Consider the following 24,060-nt stretch of genomic DNA (forward strand, 5'->3'; position numbering starts at 1 on the left):
GGAGCAAAAGTATGCTATACTAAGTTTATATGTGCAAAAGGAGGAGTGGCTTTGCAGAGAAAACAACTGATCGGCCTGGGTATGGTTGGTCTGGGCGGACTGCTGATGTACGGGCTGTTACGCTGGCAGCCGGAGGGCGTATTCGGGTTTCTGCTGATGCTGACAGGGGCATTGCTGCTGGTGCTGGGGGCGGGCATGTGGGTGCTGACGCCCGGTCCGGCTCATGCAGAGCCGTCCCCCTCCTTACAGGAATCCCCCTCCCGTCCCTGGATCTCCTGGGGCATCGCCCTGGTGTGCCTCGGCGTGTTCCTTGCAGTACAGCAGTACCCCAAGCTGCCTGCTGCCCTGGGGCTTCGTGTCGGATCCATCCGTGCCGGGGAATACTGGCGGTTCGTGACCTACGGCTTTACCCACCGGAGATGGATGCACCTGGCAGGAAATCTGCTGTCTTTGCTGATATTGGGCACAAGGCTGGAAAACCAGTACGGCAGGCTCCGGTTCTGCATGGTCTATCTGCTGGGGATGCTGGGCGGCGGCTTTGCCTTTCTGGCATTTGACGGGGTAGGTACCTGCATCGGGGCAAGCGGCGCTTTGTACGGAGTCATGGGGTTTTTGCTTTCCGTCGGCATCGCAGACCGGGCAATGATGGGGCGCTTTCTGTACGAGTATCTGATCCCCCTGGCATTGGTAGGGGCGGCGGAAAGCCTGTTTTCTCCGGGGGTGTCCGGCTGGTGCCATGCGGGCGGCTTCCTGCCGGGGCTTCTGTTCGGGCTGGGCTATCTGCTGCACCGGGCGCTGTCATCAAAGTGAAAGGTCGTATCAAACAATGGAAACACAAAACCGCACCTGGCTGAGTCACAGTCTGTTTTCCGCCCGGTGCTTCTGTAAATGGGGGCTGTTGGGGCTTGCCATGGGCGGCGTGGTCGGTCTGGTGGGCACCGGCTTCTCCTGGGCGGTGGATTCCGTGACCGCACTGCGGCAGGTACATAGCTGGCTGCTGTATCTGCTGCCTGTGGCAGGGGTGCTGATCGTGGGATTGTACCACCTGTTTGGCATCTACACGGACAAGGGTACCAATCTGGTGCTGCTGGCAGTCCGGGAGCACGGGAAAATGGATCTGCGGAATATGATCTGCATCTTTACCGCCTCCGTGCTGACCCATTTATGCGGCGGCTCCAGCGGCAGAGAAGGCGCTGCCCTCCAGATCGGCGGCAGCATGGGCGCCACCTTCTCCAAGGTGCTGAAGCTGGACGAGGCGGACAGCCGGATTCTGGTGATGTCCGGCATGAGCGCCTGCTTCGCCGCCCTGTTCGGCACTCCCGTATCCGCCGCCTTTTTCGCCATGGAGGTCATCAGCATCGGGGTGCTGCACTACTCCGCCCTGCTGCCCTGTATGACCGCCGCCGTCACCGGCAGTGCCGTATCCCGGTTCTTCGGCATGGGTCCCATGTCCCCCCAGGTGCTGGTGCCCGGGTTTAGCTGGCTCTCCTTCGGCAAGGCGGCAGCAGTGGCGCTGGTGTGCGGTCTGCTGAGCTTTGTGTTCTGCGCCGGGATCCACTGGGCGGCAAAGGGTTACCAGCGGTTTCTGAAGAATCCCTACCTGCGGGCAGCAGCAGGCGGCGGACTGGTGGTGCTGTGCAGTCTGCTGCTGGGCACTCGGATGTACAACGGCGCAGGCACGGAAACCATCCTTGCCGCCTTTACCCAACAGCAGGCATGGTATGTATTCCTGTTGAAGCTGCTGCTGACCGCACTGACCCTGGGGGCAGGCTTCAAGGGGGGCGAGATCGTCCCCGTATTCTTCGTGGGCTCCACCTGCGGCAGTGCCCTGTCTGGGCTGCTGGGGCTGGATCCCTCCTTTGCCGCCGCCATTGGCATGATCTCCCTGTTCTGCGGTGTGACCAACTGCCCTCTGACCACCCTGTTCCTCAGCGTGGAGCTGTTCGGCGGGGAGGGCGCTCCCTTCTACGGTGCGGCTGTGGCTGTGGCGTACATTTCCTCCGGGTATGCAGGGCTGTACAGCGAACAAAAGATCCTCTACTCCAAATTCAAGCCCCAGTTCATTGATAAAAAGGTGGGGTAATGCGCACTTTGCACAAAAAGTTCACAAAACTGTGTGGAAATTGACACATACTTGTGGTATACTAAAGATGTAGAAAAACCTCTTCCATGATTCCATTTTGTCCCCAATGCGTCCCCTGAAAAACTCCTCACAACCGAAAACGCTCCGCTGTGATAATAACCGCAGCGGAGCGTTTTCATGTAACATATAGGAGAAGATTTTAGATTCTGTGCGGATGGGGAACCGTACAGAATGCATTTGGGGGTCTCCCGGCAGCGAAGCAGTCGGGGTAAACCGCTCCGCCCGAAGCAAACACTGCGGCTTGGGGGTACCGCTGCTGTTCGTATCTCTTCCGGGAACAACTATAGTATAAAAGCCCATTGTGAAAAACAGGTGACAATTTTATGAATTGCGGCGGAAAACCTGCATTTTCCCGTTCTGTCAGAAGGTCATGGTAATGGTCGTGCCCTTATCCAGCTCGCTTTCCAGCGCAAGGGTGGCGCCGTGGTATGCTGCCCCGTGCTTGACGATGGACAGCCCCAGCCCCGTGCCGCCGATCTCCTTGGAATGGCTCTTGTCCACCCGGTAGAACCGCTCGAACACCCGTTCCCGGTCGCTCTGGGGGATGCCGATGCCCGTATCCGCCACGGACAGGAACACCGCTCCCCGGGGATCCCGGCTGACGGTGATATCCACCCTGCCTCCCTCTACGTTATACTTGATGGCGTTGTCGCACAGGTTCAGCACCATTTCATCCAGGATCTGGGGTACGCCGCTGACCGTTTCGTGGCTGCCGTGTACCGCCAGGGTAATATGCTTTTTCGCCGCCTCATGGGCAAGCCGCTCACGGACGGAATCAGCGATTTCCCGGAGATCCACCGGCTCCTTCCCCACGGGAATGGAGTTTTCATCCATCTGGGACAGCTTGATGATATCCCCCACCAGGGTAATGAGCCGCTGTGCCTCAGCGTAAATATTGGAGGCAAAGTGGGTGATATCCTCCGGCTTGGCAAGACCGCTCAGAATGATCTCCGCAAAGCCGGAAATGGAGGTCAGGGGCGTTTTCAGCTCGTGGGATACGTTCGCCGTAAATTCCCGGCGCAGGTTCTCCCGCTGATCCTTTTCCGTCACGTCCAGGATAATCAGCACCGCACCGATGATCTCCTCCTCCTGGTGCACCGGGTTGGCGATCAGATGGTAGTGGCAGTCGTCATGGTTCATGGTGCGCTCGTAATGCTCCCCGGCAATGGAGCGTTCCACCGCATGCCGGAAGCTGCGGCTGGCGTTCAGCTTCAGCACGCTTTGCCCCAGCACGGCATCGTCCGCCCCCAGCAGCCGCAGGGCACTGGTGTTGTAGGACAGCACGTTGGTGTCCCGATCCAGAATCAGAAAGCCCTCCTGCATGTTCTCGGTGATGGCGGCAAATTCCTGCTGCTTCCGGCGCAGCTCCCGGATCTGCTCATCGATCTGTCCGCTTTGGGAGGACAGCCGATCCAGCAGGGGGGTCAGCTCCGTGTAGATCTTGGTTTTGTCCGGATGCTCCGGATCCATCTGGTTGATGGGCCGCACGATGCTCCGGGTCAGCTTGGAGGCAAGGAACAGGGACAGCAGCACCACCGTGACCACAATTAAGATCAGAGGCTTTGCCAATGTGCGCAGCACGCTGATCATGGTAAAGTCCCCGGCGGAGATCCGCAGCACCCTTCCATCCTCCAGCCGCAGGGCATAGTTATACGTCCGCTCCGACAGGGTGGCGGAATACCGGCTGCTTTCTCCGGAGCCGTTTTCCAGTGCCTGCTGCACCTCCTGCCGCTGACTGTGGTTTTCCGCATGCTCCGTGCCTGCGGAATCGTACAGCACGGTGCCGTCCTGGTCGATGAGGGTGATCCGGCTGGAGGCAGAGGACAGGGAGCGGAGAAACTCCACGCCCCCTGTTTCCAGCCCGGCTGCCGCATAGGCAGCCTCGTCCCGGAACTGCTGCCGGTACCGCTGGGTAAAGGCGGACTGGATCACCCCCAGAATCAGCAGCAATGCCGCCAGCAGCGCCACCCCGGCGGCGGTCATGATGGACAGGAAGATCCGCCGGGTCATCGTGCCCCCTCCGGCTCGCTGAGCTTATAGCCGATGCCCCGGACGGTTTCGATCACATCCGCATACTCTCCCAGCTTCTGCCGCAGGGAACGGATGTGTACGTCCACCGTCCGGCTCTCCCCGTCAAAGGCATAGCCCCACACCTTGTTGAGCAGTTGATCCCGGGTCAGCACCACGTTCCGGTTTTCCAGGAATACGCACAGCATCTCAAACTCCTTGAGGGTCAGGGACACCGGTTCCCCGTCCACGGTGACGATGTGCTTTGCCGGGCACACATACAGCCCCCGGATGGTATGCTCCGGCTGGGGATCCTTTCGCTCCGTCCGGCGCAGCAGCGCCTTGACCCTGGCGATCAGCTCCATCATGCCGAAGGGCTTGGGGACGTAGTCGTCGGCACCGCAGTCCAGACCGATGACCTTGTCGTATTCGCTGCCCTTGGCGGTCAGCATCAGAATGGGCAGCTTCCGGGTGGGGGGATTGCTCCGGAGCTTTTTGAGAATCGAAAGCCCGTCCTCCTCCGGCAGCATAATATCCAGCAGTACCAGATCCGGCTGCTCCTGTTCCATGCCCCGCCAGAAATCCGAGGGCTTTTCAAAGCCCCTGGTTTCCAGCCCGGAATTGTTCAGCGAATAGGTAACAAGCTCCCGGATGCTGTTGTCATCCTCCAGCAAGTAAATCATAGCGTCCTCCCGAATCAACGTTTGAGAATTTTCTTGGCAGTGACAATGATTGCCTCATAGTTCAGTGCGAGGATCAGCCCCACGCCGCATACCAGATACAGCACATAGCGCTGGGGCATTTTGATAATGGCGGTGCTCATGCCCAGCAGGATCACATTGTTTGCCGCAAACAGCAGGTGATTGACCCGAAAGGGCACATACCGGCGGGCGTCCACGATCCGGACGATGTAGCACAGCAGATAGCTGATGTAGGTGGCGGCAATGGCACCGTACACCCCCCATTTGGGGATCATCAGCAGGTTCAGCGGCAGATTCGCCCCGGCGGCGATCAGACTGGTCCAGAAGGAGTTCCGGGTATGCTGGGTGGCGGTGTAGATGCTGCTTAAAAACTGGTTGAAGCACATGAGCAGTACGGACACCACCAGCACCGGCGTATACCGGAAGGCGGCTTCATAGGCAGTATCCAGCTTGTTGCTGATGAGCACGTTGGACAGGGGCTGCACCAGGGCAATGAGGAAGGCGGCGGCGATGCAGAGAATGGACTGATACGCTCCGAAGATCCGCTGGTAGAATTGATTCCGGCCGGCGGAGTCGTTTTCCGTAATGGCGGAAATGTTCCATGCCTGGAAAAAGATCGTGGAAACCATGGAGATCAGGTTGGGGATCTTGGACGCCGCCCCGTATACCCCGGCGGCGCTTTTGCCAACCAGCCCCTCCGGCCCCTGCATGATGCCGATAAAGAACCGATCCGCAAAGCCAGTAAAGATCCACAGCACGGCGGTGGGGATCAGAGGCACGGAAAACGCCAGCATCCGGCGCAGCAGCTTCTTGTCCACATACCGGAAGGAGAAGAACCGGGGAATGCCGGACACGATGCACAGGAACACGCCGCTGCAAAAATCCGAGCAGATCACCGACAGCATGAAGCCCCGGACGCCCATGCCCAGGACGGAAATGAAGATCACGTTGAACAGGTACAGGGTCAGAGCGGTGAGGATCCCATCCACGGAGTACAGCTTCAGCAGTCCCCTTGCCCGGACGAACTGGGCGCAAAGCTGCCGGAAGGAGGAGGTGCAGATATAGACGATCAGCAGTGCCAGGAATCCATCCGTAAAGGAGAACAGTCCGATCAGCGGGGTGCACAGCAATAGCAGCACCAGCCCTCCAAGCTCTGTGACCACCGCATTGGAGAATACCTGCCGCTTGTCATACGCCCGGTCGATGCCGTAGCGGATCACAGCCTCCGCAATGGAGAAGGTGAACACGGGGATCAGGAAATTTGCCGTGATCTCCAGCATCTCCTTGGTGTTCAGATTGTCGGAAATGATGTTCCCCGTATACAGCCGGGTCAGGAAAAACAGCAGGATCTTGGAGCCGAAGCTGCCGACTGCGAAGATCACCGTGTTCAGGGCAAGGGTTTTGTATTTATCCATAGCATTCTTCCTTTTCGCGTTGCTGATACTCATACAGATTTCATTATACCAAATTTCCGGCAAAAAGAAAAGCCCCAACACAAAAAACAGGGCATCCGGGGATGCCCTGCCTGTAAAGGCTAGTCTGTAACCAGAGAAAAGTCGATGTTGCCGCTGTTCACGTCCGCCTTGTCGCAGCGTACCCGGACAGCCTGTCCCACGGTGTACACCGTATTGGAGCGCTGCTCCGTCAGATGAATCGCCCCGTCGCAGGTATACTCCCCCTCCGGCAGGGAGCCCACATGCACCAGACCCTGCACGGTGGAGGGCAGCTCCACATAGAAGCCGAAATCCGTCACACTGGCGATCACAGCGTCAAATTCCTCCCCGATGTGGGCAAGCATATACTCCGCCTTGTAGCAGTCCTCGCAGTCCCGCTCTGCGGTCATGGCACGGAGCTCTGCGGCGCTGGAGCGCTCGGAGGCATGCTGTACGAAGGCGGCATACCGCTTGTCGAACCAGTCCTTGCTGTACCCCAGCACCACGTCCGACAGGATCCGGTGGATGGCAAGATCCGGGTACCGGCGGATGGGGGAGGTAAAGTGGGTGTAGTCCGCCAGGGCAAGACCGAAATGGCCGACGGGGGTGGGGGCATACTTTGCCTTTGCCATGGAGCGGAGCAGCAGATTGTTCAGTGCCGGCAGCAGGGGACTGTCCTTTGCGTTCTTCAGAATCTGGGCAAAGTGACAGGGGCGCACCTCGTCCAGCACCGGGTGGGGGATGTTCATCCGGTTCAGCACCTCCTCCAGCCGTTCCAGCTTTTCCGGAGAGGGGTTCTCGTGTATCCGGTACACAAAGGGAATGGACTTTTCCCGTGCCACCCGGGCGGCGGATTCATTGGCAAGGAGCATGAACTCCTCGATCAGCAGCTCGCTGCGGCCTCTGGTTCTGGGCTGTACATCCACACAGACCCCATCCTCGTTGAGGATCAGCTTGCTTTCCGGCGCATCCAGGGAGGGCGCTCCCCGCCGATCCCGATCCGCCAGCCGCTTGTCCGCCAGCTCGTTCATCAGCAGCAGGGATTCCGTCACCTCTGCATACTTTTCTGCAATTTCCGGAGTCTGGGTACCTGCCAGAATGGTGTTGATTTCCTTATATACCCCCTTGACCCGGGAACGGATCACGGACTTGTGGAAGGAGTAGGCACGGAGCTGCCCTTCCTTGTCCAGATCCATAATGGCGGAAAAGGCGAGCCGATCCTCCCCCGGATTCAAAGAGCAGATGCCGTTGGACAGGCACTTGGGCAGCATGGGGATCACCTTGTCCGCATAATACACACTGGTGCCCCGGTGCAGCGCCTCCATATCCAGGGGGGTATTTCCCCGCACATAGTGGGATACGTCCGCAATGTGTACCCCCAGCCGGTAGCCCTCTCCCCGGCGCTGGATGGATACAGCGTCGTCCAGATCCTTGGATTCTGCCGAATCGATGGTGAAGATGCACTCCTCCCGCAGATCCATCCGGTGCACCAGATCCGCCGGCTGTACCCCGGCAAGCGCCAGCTTTTCCGCCTGGGTGATGACCTCCTCCGGAAATTCGGTGGGGATGCCGCTGACGGCGATCACCGCCTCCGCGCAGCTTGCCGCCTGCTGGGCGCAGCCGTAGCTGAACAGGATCCGGGCACGGTGCTCCGCATGCCGGGTGCCCCGGTGGGAGATCTGTGCCAGCACCTTATCACCGGGAGCGAAGGCGCAGTTGCCGCTGTGGGCGATAGAGATCCGGCTTTTGGACATGGTGTCCGGCAGCAGATAGCAGTGCTTGTCCTCCTCCACGATCATGCCGGTGAGCTGGGCAGGGCTTTCCACCAGAATGGAAACCACTTCCCCCTCCGGCTCTCCGGTGCGGGAGGGGATGGGGCGCATCAGCACCTGATCCCCGGGCATTGCCCCCAGCAGAAACTTACCCGGTACGAAAAATTCGGTTTCATCCTCCAGCCGCTTGCAGAAGCCGAAGGTGCGGCTGAGCCGGGTGACCTCTGCCTTGAAGCAGCCGCTTTCCGCTGCACCCACATAGGTGTGCTTCCGCTCCACCACCTCTCCGGATGCCACCAGTGCCCCCAGGGCGGCAGCATAGGCGTCGCTTGCGCCACGCTGGCTCCGGCATTTCGCCGCAAGCTCCTTTGCACCGATAGGCTTTTTTCCGCACCGGGTCAGAGCAGCACGGATCTTTTCCGTATAATACGCTGCATCGAACTTTTCCTTTCCTGCATGCTTGCCGCTCCGTGCCTTGGCATTGCCCGCCTTGCTGCGGATTTGCTTTTCCTGCTTGAATTCACGCTTTTTCATAGTCGATTCCTCACTTTACAACAAAAGCCCTGCAACCCGCCCTGCCGCAAACACGGCAGCCGGATCACAGGGCGTCAGCTTCCTGCTCAATCAAGGTGACATCGCACAAAGCCCACCTGGCGGCTTTGCACAGCATCTGCTGACGAATTTTCCGTCATATTACGCAGAAACCCCTTGCAATATGCCAGTATTCCAGCGCCAATTCTGTGCAATCTGACGAAAAATCTGTTGACACATCTACTGTACAGCCTTTATGCGGTGTTGCCTTAGAACTTGATATACACCGGAAGAATGTTCACCAGCAGTGTGGCTACAAAGAAGATGATGAGCAGAACCCAGGTGAATCTGGAAAGGATGGCTTCCTTCGTTCTGCCGGCATTCTTCCCGTAGAAGGAATCGTTGCTGGCGCCGGTGATGGCGGATGTCATGTTCTGATCCTGGTTCTGATCCTGCATCATGCAGAGAACGGTGGCCAGTACAACTGTAATCAGCAGCAGAATGCCGCCGATCAGTTCAAGAATATTCATATTTGTTTCTCCTCCTGTATCTGATTGGATCTTGTTTTTATGCATAGTACGGATGCCGGATAGCTGTGCTTTCTGTGGGCATCCGAGTTTCTAATCAAGTATATCACATCCGGCGAAAAAATGCAAGACCTTTTTGTAAATTTTCCAAATTTTCATGCGCCTATCTCGTTTTGAGCATATTTACCAAAAAAGATGGACAAATTTAAAACACATTGTACATGTTGACAAAGCGCAGGTTCGGTGCTATACTAAAAGTAATGAATGGAATCCGACTGGTCGATGGGGGTGTTGAGCATGATGGGTTTGCAGAAAGGGCTGGCAGCAGGCCTTGCGCTGCTGCTTCTGACTGCCGCCGGATGCGGCGCAATGGACAACAGGAAACAGACTGCACAGGTGTCTCCGCCAGTGTCCGTGGCACAGGCACGGGCTGAGAATACCGGGGTGTACCGGGCACCGAGGGCTCCTGCTGCCACCGCTGCGGCAACAGAGGCGCCGCTCCAGACAACTGCGCCTGTTCAGATCACCACTGCCAGGATCACCACCACGGCTTTGCCGCCGGAAACCACTGCCCCGGCGGAGGAGGAGACCACTGCGCCCCCTCCGGCGGAGACACAGCCACCCCGGACTGCCCGGCGGGAGCCTGTCAAGACCATGGCTGCCCCGGAACCGGAGCCTGTACCGGTGACAAAGCCGCCGCAGACATCTGTCACGCAGCCGGAGCCGGAGCCTGGCCCGGAGCCGGAAACACCGGTGAATGTTCCGACGTATGCCTCTCAGATCCTGGAGTTTGTAAACCAGGAGCGGGCGGAGTATGGGCTTGCGCCCCTGGAACTGCATACGGAACTGCTGAAGGCGGCGGACATCCGTGCCCGGGAGATCGCACAGGTGTTCAGTCACAATCGGCCGGATGGCTCCTCCTGCTTTACCGTGCTGGAGGAATGCGACCTTGCGTATATGACGGCGGGGGAGAACATTGCCCAGGGCTATACCAGCCCCCAGGAGGTCATGAATGGCTGGATGAGCTCCGAAGGACACCGGGCGAATATCCTCAACGGCGGCTTTTCCATGCTGGGCGTAGGGTATGATTCCGCCACCCGGAGCTGGGTACAGGTCTTTGCCGGATAGCCGGATATAAAAATGAATATACCCTAATATGCGATTTTTCAGGAGGCTTTCTGCGGGAAAGCCTCCTTTTTCGTGGTTTTGCCAAGAAAACGGCTGGGACAAGCCGTTATTTTATTCACAATCATGCAAGAATTATATTGACTTTTGGCATAAAACGCGCTATAATGATTATATGTTATGTACTGTGGGCGGTCATGCGTCCGTCCTGGGCGGACAGTGGCCCCATCAAATTCAACGGAGGTTATCTACAATGAGCAGAGTTTACAATTTCAGCGCAGGTCCGGCGACCCTTCCTGAGGAAGTTCTCAAGCGCGCAGCCGATGAGCTGCTGGAATACGGCGACAGCGGTCAGTCCGTTATGGAAATGTCCCACCGTTCCAAGGAATACCAGGCAATCATTGATGACTGCGAGGCAAGACTGCGCAAGGTGATGTCCATTCCCGACAACTATAAGGTACTGTTTCTCCAGGGCGGCGCATCCTCTCAGTTTGCGATGATCCCCCTGAATCTGATGAACAAGACCGGCAAGGCGGATTTCGTCATCACCGGTCAGTGGGCAAACAAGGCATACTCTGAGGCTGCAAAGCTCTGCGGCGCAGAAAACTGCAACATTGTCGCTTCCTCCAAGGATAAGACCTTCTCCTACATTCCGGAGCTTGACAAGTCCAAGTTCAACCCCACCGCAGATTACTTCCACATCTGCCAGAACAACACCATCTACGGCACCCGGTTCGCTGAACTGCCGGATACCGGCAATGTGCCCCTGGTGGCTGACCTGTCCTCCTGCATCCTGTCCGAGCCGGTTGACGTAAGCAAGTACGGCATGATCTACGCAGGCGCACAGAAGAACATGGGCCCTGCCGGTCTGACCGTTGTCATCATCCGTGAGGATCTGATCGGCAATGCCAAGGAAGGCACTCCCACCATGTTCGACTACAAGACCCATGCAGACAACGGCTCCATGTACAATACACCTCCCACCTACGGCATCTACATTCTCAAGCTGGTGCTGGAATGGATTGAGAAGATGGGCGGTCTGACCGCTATGAAGGAGCACAACGAGAAGAAGGCTGCCATTCTGTACAGCTTCCTGGACAGCTCCAAGCTCTTCAAGCCCACCGTACAGGGCAAGGACCGCTCCCTGATGAACGTGCCCTTCGTAACCGGCGATGCCGACCTGGACGCAAAGTTCGTGGCAGAGGCAAAGAAGAACGGCTTCATCAACATCAAGGGTCACCGGAGCGTGGGTGGTATGCGTGCTTCCATCTACAACGCAATGCCCATCGAAGGCGTGGAGAAGCTGGTTGCATTCATGAAGAAGTTCGAGGCTGAAAACGCCTAAGGATACACGGAAACAGGAGGGTTATCATGTTTCAGATTCAGACACTCAATAAAATTTCCAAGGTAGGCACCTGCCGCCTGGACGCTGCAAAGTATGCCATTGCTGACGCACCGGAGAATCCGGATGCAATCATGGTTCGTTCCGCCGCTATGCACGATATGGAATTCGGCAGCAATCTGCTTGCCATTGCCCGTGCAGGTGCCGGCGTGAACAATATTCCCGTTGACAAGTGCGCAGAGCAGGGCATTGTTGTATTCAACACGCCCGGCGCAAACGCAAACGCTGTAAAGGAGCTGGTAGTCGCAGGACTGCTGCTGTCCTCCCGGAAGATCTCCGAGGCTATGGCTTGGGTTCCCTCCCTCAAGGAGGAGGGCGACAACGTAGGCAAGCTGGTGGAGAAAGGTAAGAGCCAGTTCGCAGGGCCGGAGATCAAGGGCAAGACCCTGGGTATCATCGGTCTGGGCGCCATCGGCGCACTGGTTGCAAACGTTGCCATTGACCTGGGCATGAAGGTCATCGGCACAGACCCGTTCCTGTCCGTTGGGGCTGCACTCCGTCTGTCCCCGGCAGTACAGGTTGCCAAGTCTGCGGATGAGGTACTGGCTGCGGCAGATTATCTGACCCTGCACGTTCCCTGCAATGCAGACACCAAGGGCTTTATCAACGCCGCTGCCATTGCCAAGATGAAGGACGGCGCAAGAGTGCTGAACTTCGCAAGAGGCGAGCTGGTCAACGATGCTGACATGATCGCAGCACTGGAAGCCGGCAAGATCGCTTGCTATGTGACCGACTTCCCCAACGCCAATACCATCGGCGTAAAGAATATCATTGCGATCCCCCACCTGGGTGCCTCCACCCCGGAGAGCGAGGACAACTGCGCTATGATGGCTGCGGATGAGCTGTCCGCATACCTGGAGCAGGGCAATATCATCAACTCCGTTAACTTCCCCAACGCAGAAATGCATGCAAACGGCACCAAGCTGTGCGTGCTGCACAAGAATGTGCCCACCATCATTGCACAGATCACTTCCGCTCTGGGCGATGCAGGCAAGAACATTGACAACATGGTCAACGCCAGCAAGAAGGACAACGCTTACACCATGATCGACGTTGCCGGCGATGTAGCCGACAGCATTGTTGACACCGTAAAGGCAATTGACGGTGTCATCCGTGTGCGTGTGATCGCATAATCCCTTCCGGATATACCAAGCGCCCGTTCCCTGAATTGGGAACGGGCGCTTTTTGTGTTGCCCTTGCTTACGGATTGATCCGGACGCTCTTTCTGCCTCCCTGGGTGGATACGCTGCCGCTACGGGTGCCTACGTCAATGACGCTGGCTGCCAGCATGGTCATATCCAGCTCCGCATCCTTCAGCAGAATGGAGCCTGCCCCCTTGGGATCCCCGATGCCGGCGATTTCCGAGCCTTCACAGTTCAGGGCGATGTTGGCACCGTCCACCACCGTGTTGATGCTGCCGTCAATGGTGCCGATGGCGGAGCAGAACCGGGCGTTGATGGCCATGCTCACGGAGGCGTCCCGGATGTCGATACTGCCGACGCCCTTTTCCAGGGAGCCGATGCCCACGGATTTGTTGCCGGTGCCCCGGAAATCCACCCGGGCGTTGACTGCGATGTCCACGCTGCCCCGGAAGGAGCCGATGCCCACGGCACTTGCCGCATCCGCCGTCAGCGCCAGGTCACAGTCGGATACCTCTACCTGGGCGTTCCCCTCCCGGCTGCCTACGCAGATGCCTGCGATGCCGGAGGTGATGATGCTGATCTCTCCGGACAGCAGCCGGATCCGGGAGCCGGATTCATTCAGACCGCCCCCGATGCCTACGCACTGTTCCCCGTTGGTGTTCAGCGTTACCTTTCCCCCGGTGGCAAGGGTAATATTGCCGTAGCCGTGCTCCAGGTCATTGCCGATGCCGAAGCTGTTGGAGCGGTCTGTGTTGATGGTCAGATCCCCGTCCCCCACAATGGTGATGGAGGAGCCCTCCGGCACATAGATGCCAATATGCTCCAGCGTATTGGTACCCTCCAGCACCAGGGTCAGACTGCACATCTCTCCCAACTGGATGCAGGGACTGTCCACCCCACGCAGGTTCACATCCTGCAGGGTCAGGGTACAGTCCAGTCCGTCCTCGATCTTCAGCACCATGTTGGAGGTATGTGCCGCTTCTCCCACAATGGTCAGGCACTGCTCCCGGATGAGGATATCCGTGTAATGCTCCAGCGCCAGCCGGATCAGCTCCACGCTTTCGTCGCTTTTGGCGGTGTAGCTGCGGCTGGCAAAGGTGCGGGTCTCCAGATTGAAGCTGATGATCTCGTTCTGGACGGTTTTGGAAATCTGCCGCAGCAGCACGGGCTTGGGCCGGGAGGTGTAGAACCCCTGGATCAGATCCGCCCCCAACTGGATCACCGTCCGCAGCTCCTGCCGGGTCTCCACGCATTCCGCAATGACGGAAATGCCATTTTCGTGGGCAAAGCTGATGATATCCGACACCAGCCGCTGCTTTTTGGAGTCGTTCTCGATGCCGCTGATGAGGGCACGGTCGATCTTCACATAATCCGGCATCATCAGCAGCAGACCGGAGGTGTTGGAGTAGCCTGCCCCGTAGTCGTCAATGGCGAACTGGCACCCCAGGGTGGTACACCGTGCCTTCAGCGTGTCCACCAGGTCGCTGTCCACATCGCTCTGCTCCGTGACCTCGATCACGATATTTTCCAGAAGCTCCCCGTAGGTGGTATGGAGCAGGTCAAAGTCCGTTTCCGTCAGCAAATGATCCGGGATCCCGTTGATGAACAGCTTCTTGTCGGAAAGCGCCTCCTGATGCTCGGTGAAGGCGTGCATGGCGTTGAACAGGGTGGCATGCTCCACCGCATACAGCCGCTTGTTCTGCTCGGCGATCCGTAGGATCTGGGTGGCGGTCAGAGGCAGATCCCCTGCGCGCATCAAAATCTCAAAGGCAAAGATCTCACCGGTCTTGGCGCTGACGATGGGCTGAAAGTGGTAGGTAAAGGCGTTGTCGCTGACCAGCCGCCGGAACAGCTGCAATTCCCGGAACTGGGTCTTGTCCGCCTCATACCGGGCTTTGTTGAAGGCGCAGATGTCCTTCCGCTCGTTCATAGCCTCGAATACGGAGAAGTTGGCGTGGTTGATGAGGGCGTCCAGATCATGGCTGCCGGCGGTGCGCACCGAGTACCCCAGACTGATGGTCAGGGCGTCGCTGGCATCGATTTTCAGCACCTCGCCGAAATCGTCCGTGATGACGCAGCCGGAAATGGCAGCCCGCATGCGCTGAAAGATCGTGCCTGCCTGCTCTGCGGCACTGCCCCCTACATATACCATGAATTCCTTGTAGGAGCGCATACCGATGATGACCTGGGGGGAGGAGAAGCTCCGGAGCGCCTGGCTGATGGCGATGACGCACCGGTCATTCTGGCTGTAGCCGTACTGCTGGGCGATCTGCTCAATGCCGTGTACATGGAGGATGGCAAGATACCCTGCCCCCGGACACTCCCGCATGCACTGCTCCGTGCGGCGGATAAAGGCGCTCCGGTGGTACAGGTGGGTCAGAGGATCGTATTCCCCTGCATCCTGGTACATGGGACAGAACCCATCGTTGTAGTGGGTAATGTCCTGGACAAAGCCCATCCAGCTCTGGGCGTCCCGTTCCACAAAGCTGAGCCGCAGCTGGAGCTGCTCGCTGCCTACGTTGTACTGGTAGACCTGGTTCTGCCGCGCCACCGGGTTTCGGGTAATGTCCTGCATCACCTGGGTGAACCGGTCGTGGGAGAGAAGCCCGTTTGCATGCTCCTTCTGGATATGCAGGATCCGGAAGGTATTGTCGTCCAGGTACGCCTCCCGGGTGGTGTGGATATATAAAAATGCGCCCATATAGGGGAACAGCTTCTGGAAGATCTCCCAGTCGTGATCCGTGGGACTGGAAGCGTGCTTGGACAGGTCAAAGATCATAGGGCACCTCGCTTCTGTATAGGTCATATTGTTCGCCTTTATTATACTACGCTCCGGCACAATTGTCAACGTTTCCAGTTTTATCTGGCAATGGCGGAGGAATTCGGGCAAGGCGCACAATTTTCCAGCGGAATTTCATATAGTTTGTACATGGACGGTTTCGCACATCCGTGCTATAATGGGGCAATATCAGACCCCGCAGAGAGAATGGAGTGTTGTATATGAACAAACAGAATCCCCCCTGCACCGGGGCACAGGCCGCCGCCCGGATGCACATCGGCTGGAATCTGGGGAACACCCTGGACAGCTTTGCTCCGGACAAGGGGCTGGCGGCGGAAACCGCCTGGTTCAATCCTCCCGTGACCCGGCAGGTGCTGCAAGCCGTGGCGGATGCAGGCTTTGACGTGATCCGGATCCCGGTGACCTGGTCGGGGCATTTCGGCGCCGCCCCCGGATACAAGCTGGAGGAGGCATGGCTGGAGCGGGTGGAGCAGGTGCTCCGCTGGGCAATGGAGCTGGATGTGTATGTGATCCTTGACATGCATCACGATGGCTCCGCCATGCCCAGTCCCCATGCCTGGCTGGTGCCGGATGCCGCCCACATAGAGGGGGTACTGCCGGTGTTCACTGCCCTGTGGAAACAACTGGCGGAGCGGTTCGGCGCATACGGGGACAAGCTGATCTTTGAGGGCATGAACGAGCCCCATTGCGGCAGCGACTGGGTGGGGAATCCGGAGCGGTACCAGGCAGTAAACCGGCTGAACGATGCCTTTGTCCGGACTGTCCGGGCATCCGGGGGGATCAACCAGACCCGGAAGCTTCTGCTGCCCACCTATGCCGCCTCTCCAAAGCAGGCAGCCATTGGCGCACTGGTGCTGCCGGAGGATCCCTACCTGCTGGCATCCGTTCACGCCTATATCCCCACGGAATTCTGTTTCCCTGCCCGGGAGGTGAACTGGGCTGCTCCCAGAATCCAGTGGGGCACGCCGGCGGATCACGCCCAGCTGACCGATCTGTTTGACCGGCTGGCAAAGCGGTTCCCGGAGCGAGGCATTCCCCTGCTGCTGGGGGAATTTGCGGCTGTCAGCAAGCCGGATGATGCCCAGCGGCTTGCCTGGGCGGAATACTACGTCCGGGAGGCTGCACGCCGTGGGATCCGGTGCCTGTGGTGGGATGATACCAGCGGCAGGGAGGAGTGCATGGGTCTGCTGGATCGGAACACCTGCCAGTGGCGGTATCCGGAGCTGGTACAGACTCTGATCCGGGCAGCGTATGCCTGAAAAAAGAAAGAGGACTATGCACGCAGAGCGCACATAGCCGGAAAACAAAGCAAATGATAAAATGGGGGGAATTGGGGATTTTTCAATCCATGACAAAGTATAATACATAAGTCTTAAAATAATCTTAAAAATCCAGGGCAAAAAAAATTGCCGTGGCATCCACGGCGAAATGATCTTTAGAGGGGGGTATGTTCATAGCATACCCCCATTTGCTTAAAATAATCTGAAGCCGGTTCGGCTGTATCAATTTACGTTCATATACAGCAGGGCTGCGCCGATGTGGATGGCGGCGGTGAGCACCAGGGGCCATGCTCCAATGGCGATCCTGCCGCAGCGCAGGCTCTGCCGGGGGGTATTGTCCGGCAGCCGCTCCTTGATAAGGGTGTACACGAACAGCACAGCGCCGCCCACCAGAATGATAATGGCGGTGAGCCCGGAGAATACGTTGGCAAGCTCCTGGTCAAATTCGTTCAGCAGGGAGGTGAGCATGCTGTAGGAATTGATGGTGAAATGCACCACGATACAGGGGATGATGGAATCGTGCTTGGTGGCAATGTATCCCAGAAGGATGCCCACCAGGAAGGTGAGGATGCCCTGGGCGATGTTTTCGTGGGCAAGGGAAAAGAACAGGGCGCTCATGAAGATGCCGAAGCGCTGGCTCACCCGGGACATGACCTTCAGGAAAAAGCCCCGGTACAGCAGCTCCTCGGTGATGGGCGCCACCAGGCAGGTGCTGAGGATCATGGCGGCAAGCTGCAATTTGCTGCCGGACAGGCTGAAATCCGGGGTGTAGGTGCCGTAGCCTCCCTTTACCAGCAGATCGTCCACAAAGGTGGCAAGCAGGGCGGATGCCAGTTGTAAAAACAGACCCAGCCCCATATACCGGAGCATGGTGGGCACGGTGAGCTTTTTGGTCTGGAACAAAGAGCCCATGGGGATATTTGCCCACCGGCAGCCCAGCAGGAACAGCCCCGTATTGCCCAGCAGGAACACAAAGGCGTTCAGCGCCATGGACAGGGAGGAATTGCTGATGTAGCTGCTGACGATGGAGTCGTAATTGTCCGGCAGGGTGCCGTTCAGGTGCCGGTCCACCCCGGACAGCACCAGGGGGAAGATGGTGTACAGGATCGTGGCGATCACATTGGTGGCGACCAGGTGCAGCAGCAGGATGCCGCCTCCCAGGTTGTAGAACCGGCGGATGTTCGCACGCTCCAGCTTGGCAGGCAGCACCGGCAGTTCATATCCGGGGGCTGTGATGGGGGGGAGGATATCCGAATAGTCCAGATTATAATCACGGTTTTCCGTGGGATTGTCAAAGGGATTTCTGGGATCGAGCCCGGAAGGGGATGTGGTTTGTGGTTCCTGCATAATGCCCTCCTTGCATAGCTTGTGATACTTCTAGTATATACTTTTTTATCCCGTTCGTCAAGGCGGCAGATACACAAAAAGCCGGACAGCATGCGCTGTCCGGTATTCGTTCAGAGAATAAAGCAGATCAGACCGTTGCAGCCCTCGTTGATGACCCGCTCCAGTGCCTCCTGCAGCTTCATCCGGGCCTCCACCGGCATTTTGTACAGCTTGTTTTGCAGCCCCTCGTTCATCAGATCGTGGAGGGACTTGCCGAAAATGTTGGATTCCCACAGCTTTGTAGGATTCTCCTCGAATTCCTGCAGCAGATAATCCACCAGCTCCTTGCTCTGGGCCTCGGAGCCTACGATGGGGCTGATGGTGGTATTGATGTCCGCCCGCATCAGATGCAGGGAGGGGGCGGATGCCTTCAGGCGCACCCCGTATTTGCCCCCCTGCCGGATGATCTTGGGCTCCTCCAGGGACAGCTCCGTAATATCCGGCATCACAATGCCGTAGCCGGTGGCTTCCACCTCCGCCAGGGCGCTTTCCAGCCTGCCGTATGCCTTCTTCACCCGGCTCAACTCCAGCAGCACCGGCAGCAGGTCACTTTCCGAGCCGATGTCCAGTCCGGTTGTCTCCCCCAGAATCTGATAGAACAGTCCCGGCTCCAGGCGCACCCCCACGGTGACGGAGCCGCAGCCCAGGTCAATGTCCCGGACTTTTGCGTCGGTGATCTGGGGACAGCTGATGCGCTCGCACAGCCCCCGTGCGTCCCGGACGGTGACCAGCTCCGATGCTGCCGTCCGGATGGCGCCGAATACGGACTCCCGGAGCCAGTGATCCGGTGCCAGCTCCGTGATCCAGCCGGGCATCTCCACCCGGATCTCCTTGACCGGGAAGGCGTAGAGGATCTGGGTGATGATGCTGCGGATATCCGTTTCCGTCAGCTCCAGACAGCTGACCGGGATCACCGCCGCTCCGTATGCCTGCCGCATCTGCTCGCACAGCGCCAGGGCGTCCTCGCTTTCCGGATCCGTACAGTTCAGCAGCACCACAAAGGGCTTCCCCAGCTCCTGCAGCTCCCGGATCACCCGCTGCTCACACTCGGCGTACTCGCTGCGGGGGATATCCGAAATGGAGCCGTCCGTGGTGACCACCAGTCCGATGGTGGAATGCTCCGAGATCACCTTCCGGGTGCCCACCTCCGCCGCCATGTTGAAGGGTACCTCCTCCTCGAACCAGGGGGTGGCGACCATGCGGGGGTTCTCGTTTTCGATGTATCCCAGGCTGCTGGGCACGATGTACCCCACGCAGTCAATGAGCCGTACCCGGAGCCGTGCACCCTCCTCCGGGGTGATCTCCACCGCATCCTCCGGGATGAACTTGGGCTCGGTGGTCATAATGGTTTTTCCGGCGGCGGACTGGGGCAGCTCATCCATCGCCCGCTCCCGTTTATATTCCCCCTGGATGTTGGGGATCACCAGGGTCTCCATGAACCGCTTGATAAAGGTGGATTTGCCGGTGCGCACCGGCCCCACCACTCCGATGTAAATGTCGCCGTCCGTGCGGCCCGCAATGTCTGCGTAAATATCCTGTGCCATTCGGTTACCTCCTGTCCACCAAGGGAATGAGGAGCATGCCGTTTTCCGTCAGCCGCTCCTGGGTCAGATCGTTCTCCTCCACAATCGCCTGGATGGAGGTGCTGTACTTTTTGGCAATGTCCCACACTGTCTCTCCTGCGGTGCCGTAATACAGCAGCAGTGCGCAGTTGTCCTTCGGGGCGATCCGCTCCTCCTGGTCGATATGCACCTCCGTCAGCAGGGGCATGGAGCGCAGCACCTGGGTATCCGCCAGGATCCGCAGCTCCGGCTGCAACACCACTGTATCCGAGCCGGTGAGGGTGTAGGAGCAGGCAGGGATCTGTACCTGCACCTGGGCGGCGGTACAGTCCTCCGGAGCAGGCAGCATCCGGGTAAAGGGGAATTCCTGTTCCAGCATCACCGGGGCGGTGCTGTCGCTCTGGGCAAGCACGCTGCACGCCAGCATGCCGCTGACCTCGATGCTGCCGCTTTCCGGCAGGACTCTTGCGCCCATGTTCCGGGGGGTACACCATACGTCATATACCCGGCGGATCTCCCCCTCCTTGCTGACCAGGGTGCATCGCTCCGCACCGCTGTCGGATACGGGTGCGCCGCAGCCGGAAAGCCGCACGGGAGCGGCGGTATAGCTGCAGGGATGCAGGGTGGAGAATACGTCCGTGACCAGCTCCGTGACTGCGGTTTTTACCGCCGTGCATACCAGACGGATCCGCAGCTCGCACTGGATGCTCCGTGCCTCCCCGTCATTTTTCGCCGCCGGGGTGATCTCACAGCCTGCAAGCTCCGGCCGGACAGTGCAGGAAAAGGCGTCGTCGATGCCCTCCAGATCCACGATCTGGCTGTAGGGCAGGGTAAACTGCATGGATTCCATGCCCCCCTCGCAGCTGTACAGCAGCCGCACCACTGCGTCCCCCTTTGCCGCCAGCTTTCCGGCGATGATCCGGGCGTCTCCTCCCAGCAGCTGCACATCCGTCCGGAGGATCTGCAATGCCGCCGGCTTTGCCTCCCCCAGCTCCGCCACCTCGCTGAGGGTGAAGGTGCGTACCCCGTGGAGCCGCCGGGCGGTGTAGGTTACAGGCTCCTTCCGGGTCTGGGCGTGGAGTCCGAAGATGTCCCCGATCACCTCCTGCTGACTGCCGCAGGTGGCACGGATCCGGACGGACACCACTCCCCGCAGGTCGATGCGCCGCTGGTTCACTGCCCGGCAGTTCACATAGTCCGGCTTGGGGATCAGCTCTGCGGCGATGCCCTCGCACTGTCTGCCCAGCTCCACCGTCCGGGTGTAGCACAGCTTCTGCCGCACACAGTGTACCGCCGGGCTGTCCTGGGCGCAGTACAGCACACAGATCTCCACGCACAGCTCGTAGGTCAGCACGCCGTCGCTGATGGCGTAGCTTTCGATCCGGGGCTCCATCCGTGCCTGGATGATCCGGAAGATCTCCGGGAAGTAATCCGGCAGAATATAATCAAGCTCCGTGCTCTGCTCCTGCACGCCGCTGTACAGCTCCTCACACACCGTAATGACTTCCCTGTTCACCTTCAATTCCATCTGGGTACCTCCTTCTGCTTTTTCGCTTACGGAGCATATATATTCGGACGTGTTGGGGCTTATGTCATCCGGCGGGAATTTTTCCGCAGTAAATGTGACATTCGGTCATAGATTTCCCCCTCCCATCCGTTGACACCTGCCGGGAATTATGCTACAATGGTAAGCGATACGGCAGGGCTTTTCCGGCTGCCGGACAGAAAAAACAGGGCGGCACTGTGCAGAGCTGTGCGGTGCTGTCATCAGAACCCTGCCTGCCCCGCCGTGCAGCCAGTGTGTTCACACCGGTCTCCCAAGCGCAGCGGATCCCGGTGCATCCTCTCAGTCTGACGGCGGAGAAACGGAGTATTTCTATGAAATTTTCTGACGGATTCTGGCTCAACCAGAGAGGCTACGAGGTGGATTACGCCGTACAGGCTTACGAGGTAACCACTACAGACCATTCCATTACGTTGCTGGTGACTCCCCAGACCATTTATAACCGTGCCATGACCCTGGGGGGCGTGACCCTGGAGATCACCTATTCCTCCACCCAGGAAAACGTGATCCGGGTATCCATCCAGCACTTCAAAGGGGCGCTGCACAATGAGCCCAAGTTTGAACTGCATGCGGATCAGGGCTACACCCCGAAGATCACCAACGAACAGGACTATGCGGAGCTGATCTCCGGGGATACGGTTCTGCGGATCAGCAAGGGACAGAGCTGGGACGTTTCCTATACCTACAAGGGCAAGCGGCTCACCGGCGGCGCATGGCGCTCCACCTCCTACATCCAGGAAAACCGGTTCCGGGCGGAGAACCGATGCCACGCCAAGTGCGACGATACCTTCTGGAGCGATCCGGCGGATCCCCGCAGCACCTACATCCGGGAGCAGTTGACCCTCAGCGTGGGAGAATGCATCTACGGCTTTGGTGAAAAGTTCACCACCTTTGTGAAGAACGGGCAGACCGTGGATATCTGGAATGCGGACGGAGGCACCTGCAGTGAGCAGAGCTATAAATCCATCCCCTTCTACATTTCCTCCCGGGGCTACGGCGTATTCGTCAACAGCCCGGATCGGATCAGCTACGAGGTTGCGTCCGACACGGTGTCCAAGGTGTCCATCACCAAGCCCGGGGAATTTTTAGAGTATTTCCTCATCGGCGGTGAGAATCTGCAGCAGGTGCTGTCCAACTACACCACCCTCACCGGCAAGCCCGCCCTGCCGCCGGCAAACACCTTCGGGCTGTGGCTGTCCACCTCCTTTACCACTACCTATGACGAGGAAACCGTCACCTCCTTTATTGACGGCATGGCGCAGCGGGATATCCCCCTGCAAATGTTCCACTTTGACTGCTTCTGGATGAAGGAATACGAGTGGACAAGCTTCCGGTGGGATACCACCCAGTTCCCGGATCCGCCGGCAATGCTCAAGCGGCTCAAGGATCGGGGTCTGGGCATCTGCGTGTGGATCAACCCCTACATTGCACAGCGCTCCTGCCTGTTTGACGAGGGCGTGGAGAAGGGCTACTTCATCAAGAACCCGGATGGAAGCGTGTTCCAGACGGATATGTGGCAGCCGGGCATGGCAATCGTGGACTTTACCAACCCTGCCGCATGCGACTGGTTCGCTGCCGGCATCCGGAGCCTGTGTGAAATGGGCGTGACCGCCATCAAGACCGACTTCGGCGAGCGGATCCCCACCAACGTGGTGTATTACGACGGCTCCGCCCCCATCCCCATGCACAACTACTACACCTATCTGTACAACAAGACCGTGTTCAACGTGCTGAAGGATTACTACGGGGAAAACAAGGCATGCCTGTTTGCAAGAAGCGCCACCGCCGGGGGACAGCAGTTCCCGGTACACTGGGGCGGCGACTGCTCCGCAGAGTATTCCTCCATGGCGGAGACCATCCGGGGCGGTCTGTCCCTGTGCGCCTCCGGCTTCGGCTTCTTCAGTCATGACATCGGCGGCTTTGAGGCAACTGCCTCTCCGGATGTGTACAAGCGCTGGTGCGCCTTTGGACTCATGTCCACCCACAGCCGGCTTCACGGCTCCACCTCCTATCGGGTGCCCTGGCTCTTTGACGAGGAATCCGTGGATGTGCTCCGGTTCTTTACCAAGCTGAAGGGTCGGCTCATGCCCTATCTGTATGCACAGGCGGTCAAGACCGCTGCGGTGGGTGTGCCCATGATGCGTGCCATGGTCATCGACTATGCAGAGGATCCTGCCTGCCTGTATCTGGATCGCCAGTACATGCTGGGCGACAACCTGCTGTGTGCACCGGTGCTCAACGAGGAAGGCACGGCAGAATTCTACCTGCCGGAGGGCGTCTGGACGGATATCATCACCGGAGAGGAGATCCAGGGCGGCAGATACGTCCGCCGTACATGCTCTTATCTGGAGATGCCGGTGCTGGCAAGACCCAACTCCATCATCACCTACGGCGCATTCCAGTCTGATTTTGAATACGACTACCTGACCGATGCTACTGTCACCATTTACCAACTTTCCGACGGGGCATCCGCACAGACCTCCGTTTACGACAAGGAGGCAAACAAGCTGATGGATCTGACCGCAGAGCGTGCGGGCAGCACCATCACTGTCACATATACCAAGACAACCCAGACATTCAAAATTGCTGTTGCCGGCACGGACAAGTGCGTGACCGCTGACGGCTCCGGCAGTGTGACGATCACCCTCTGATCCCTGCCCCAGCAGAATGTCCCACGCAGCAAAG

Annotated in this window: 16 protein-coding genes; 7 read left to right on the forward strand and 9 right to left on the reverse strand. The window is 58.5% G+C overall.

Going from position 1 to position 24,060, the window contains the following annotated elements:
- Positions 1 to 51: 51 nt before the first annotated feature.
- On the forward strand, positions 52 to 810 hold the full coding sequence (locus tag RUM_RS11860) for a rhomboid family intramembrane serine protease (RefSeq protein WP_049775488.1): 759 nt from the start codon (positions 52 to 54) through the stop codon (positions 808 to 810).
- Positions 811 to 826: 16 nt separating this feature from the next.
- Positions 827 to 2,083, forward strand: a complete 1,257-nt coding sequence (locus RUM_RS01865) for a chloride channel protein (protein WP_015557527.1) — start codon at positions 827 to 829, stop codon at positions 2,081 to 2,083.
- Between the two features lie 420 nt (positions 2,084 to 2,503).
- Here the strand turns inward: RUM_RS01865 and RUM_RS01870 are convergent, their stop codons facing one another.
- The 5 genes from RUM_RS01870 to secG all read right to left on the reverse strand — a co-directional run bounded on the left by RUM_RS01870 (position 2,504) and on the right by secG (position 9,117).
- Entirely contained in the window at positions 2,504 to 4,153 is a 1,650-nt protein-coding gene (locus RUM_RS01870) for a sensor histidine kinase (RefSeq protein WP_015557528.1), read from the reverse strand.
- Positions 4,150 to 4,833, reverse strand: coding sequence for a response regulator transcription factor (locus tag RUM_RS01875; protein WP_015557529.1), 684 nt, complete (start codon positions 4,831 to 4,833; stop codon positions 4,150 to 4,152). The genes RUM_RS01870 and RUM_RS01875 overlap by 4 nt, the downstream gene beginning before the upstream one ends.
- Positions 4,834 to 4,847: 14 nt before the next feature.
- Positions 4,848 to 6,266 (reverse strand): lipopolysaccharide biosynthesis protein, encoded by a 1,419-nt coding sequence (locus RUM_RS01880; protein ID WP_015557530.1) that lies wholly within the window; start codon positions 6,264 to 6,266, stop codon positions 4,848 to 4,850.
- Between the two features lie 119 nt (positions 6,267 to 6,385).
- Positions 6,386 to 8,590, reverse strand: coding sequence for a ribonuclease R (gene rnr, locus RUM_RS01885; RefSeq protein WP_015557531.1), 2,205 nt, complete (start codon positions 8,588 to 8,590; stop codon positions 6,386 to 6,388).
- 266 nt (positions 8,591 to 8,856) lie between these two features.
- Positions 8,857 to 9,117: a preprotein translocase subunit SecG gene (secG, locus tag RUM_RS01890; RefSeq protein WP_015557532.1), complete on the reverse strand. Its 261-nt coding sequence runs from the start codon at positions 9,115 to 9,117 to the stop codon at positions 8,857 to 8,859.
- A gap of 294 nt (positions 9,118 to 9,411) precedes the next feature.
- Here secG and RUM_RS11865 point away from each other — a divergent pair, with 294 nt between their 5' ends.
- The 3 genes from RUM_RS11865 to RUM_RS01905 all read left to right on the forward strand — a co-directional run bounded on the left by RUM_RS11865 (position 9,412) and on the right by RUM_RS01905 (position 12,774).
- Complete coding sequence (locus tag RUM_RS11865) at positions 9,412 to 10,242, forward strand: CAP domain-containing protein (RefSeq protein WP_015557533.1); 831 nt, start codon at positions 9,412 to 9,414, stop codon at positions 10,240 to 10,242.
- A gap of 250 nt (positions 10,243 to 10,492) precedes the next feature.
- A complete protein-coding gene (gene serC / locus RUM_RS01900; protein ID WP_015557534.1) occupies positions 10,493 to 11,584 on the forward strand; it encodes a 3-phosphoserine/phosphohydroxythreonine transaminase in 1,092 nt (363 codons plus the stop codon).
- A gap of 26 nt (positions 11,585 to 11,610) precedes the next feature.
- Positions 11,611 to 12,774, forward strand: a complete 1,164-nt coding sequence (locus RUM_RS01905) for a phosphoglycerate dehydrogenase (RefSeq protein WP_015557535.1) — start codon at positions 11,611 to 11,613, stop codon at positions 12,772 to 12,774.
- A gap of 67 nt (positions 12,775 to 12,841) precedes the next feature.
- Here RUM_RS01905 and RUM_RS01910 read toward each other — a convergent pair whose 3' ends face one another.
- Positions 12,842 to 15,589, reverse strand: coding sequence for an EAL domain-containing protein (locus RUM_RS01910; RefSeq protein WP_081459948.1), 2,748 nt, complete (start codon positions 15,587 to 15,589; stop codon positions 12,842 to 12,844).
- Positions 15,590 to 15,783: 194 nt separating this feature from the next.
- On the opposite strand from RUM_RS01910, the gene RUM_RS01915 reads away from it, so the two are divergent.
- The gene (locus RUM_RS01915; protein WP_015557537.1) at positions 15,784 to 16,842 is read left to right on the forward strand and encodes a glycoside hydrolase family 5 protein; all 1,059 of its coding nucleotides are present in this window, start codon (positions 15,784 to 15,786) and stop codon (positions 16,840 to 16,842) included.
- A gap of 243 nt (positions 16,843 to 17,085) precedes the next feature.
- Here the strand turns inward: RUM_RS01915 and RUM_RS01920 are convergent, their stop codons facing one another.
- The 3 genes from RUM_RS01920 to RUM_RS01930 form a co-directional block, all read right to left on the reverse strand.
- The gene (locus RUM_RS01920) at positions 17,086 to 18,210 is read right to left on the reverse strand and encodes a CPBP family intramembrane glutamic endopeptidase (protein WP_015557538.1); all 1,125 of its coding nucleotides are present in this window, start codon (positions 18,208 to 18,210) and stop codon (positions 17,086 to 17,088) included.
- 110 nt (positions 18,211 to 18,320) lie between these two features.
- A complete protein-coding gene (spoIVA, locus tag RUM_RS01925; protein WP_015557539.1) occupies positions 18,321 to 19,793 on the reverse strand; it encodes a stage IV sporulation protein A in 1,473 nt (490 codons plus the stop codon).
- A gap of 4 nt (positions 19,794 to 19,797) precedes the next feature.
- Positions 19,798 to 21,339 carry a DUF3794 and LysM peptidoglycan-binding domain-containing protein gene (locus RUM_RS01930; protein WP_015557540.1) on the reverse strand — a complete coding sequence of 514 codons (1,542 nt, stop codon included), beginning with the start codon at positions 21,337 to 21,339 and terminating at the stop codon, positions 19,798 to 19,800.
- 350 nt (positions 21,340 to 21,689) lie between these two features.
- Here RUM_RS01930 and yicI point away from each other — a divergent pair, with 350 nt between their 5' ends.
- Complete coding sequence (gene yicI / locus RUM_RS01935) at positions 21,690 to 24,026, forward strand: alpha-xylosidase (protein ID WP_015557541.1); 2,337 nt, start codon at positions 21,690 to 21,692, stop codon at positions 24,024 to 24,026.
- Positions 24,027 to 24,060 lie beyond the last annotated feature (34 nt).

Origin of the sequence: Ruminococcus champanellensis 18P13 = JCM 17042 (genome assembly GCF_000210095.1) — a bacterium.
Taxonomy (GTDB): domain Bacteria; phylum Bacillota; class Clostridia; order Oscillospirales; family Ruminococcaceae; genus Ruminococcus_F; species Ruminococcus_F champanellensis.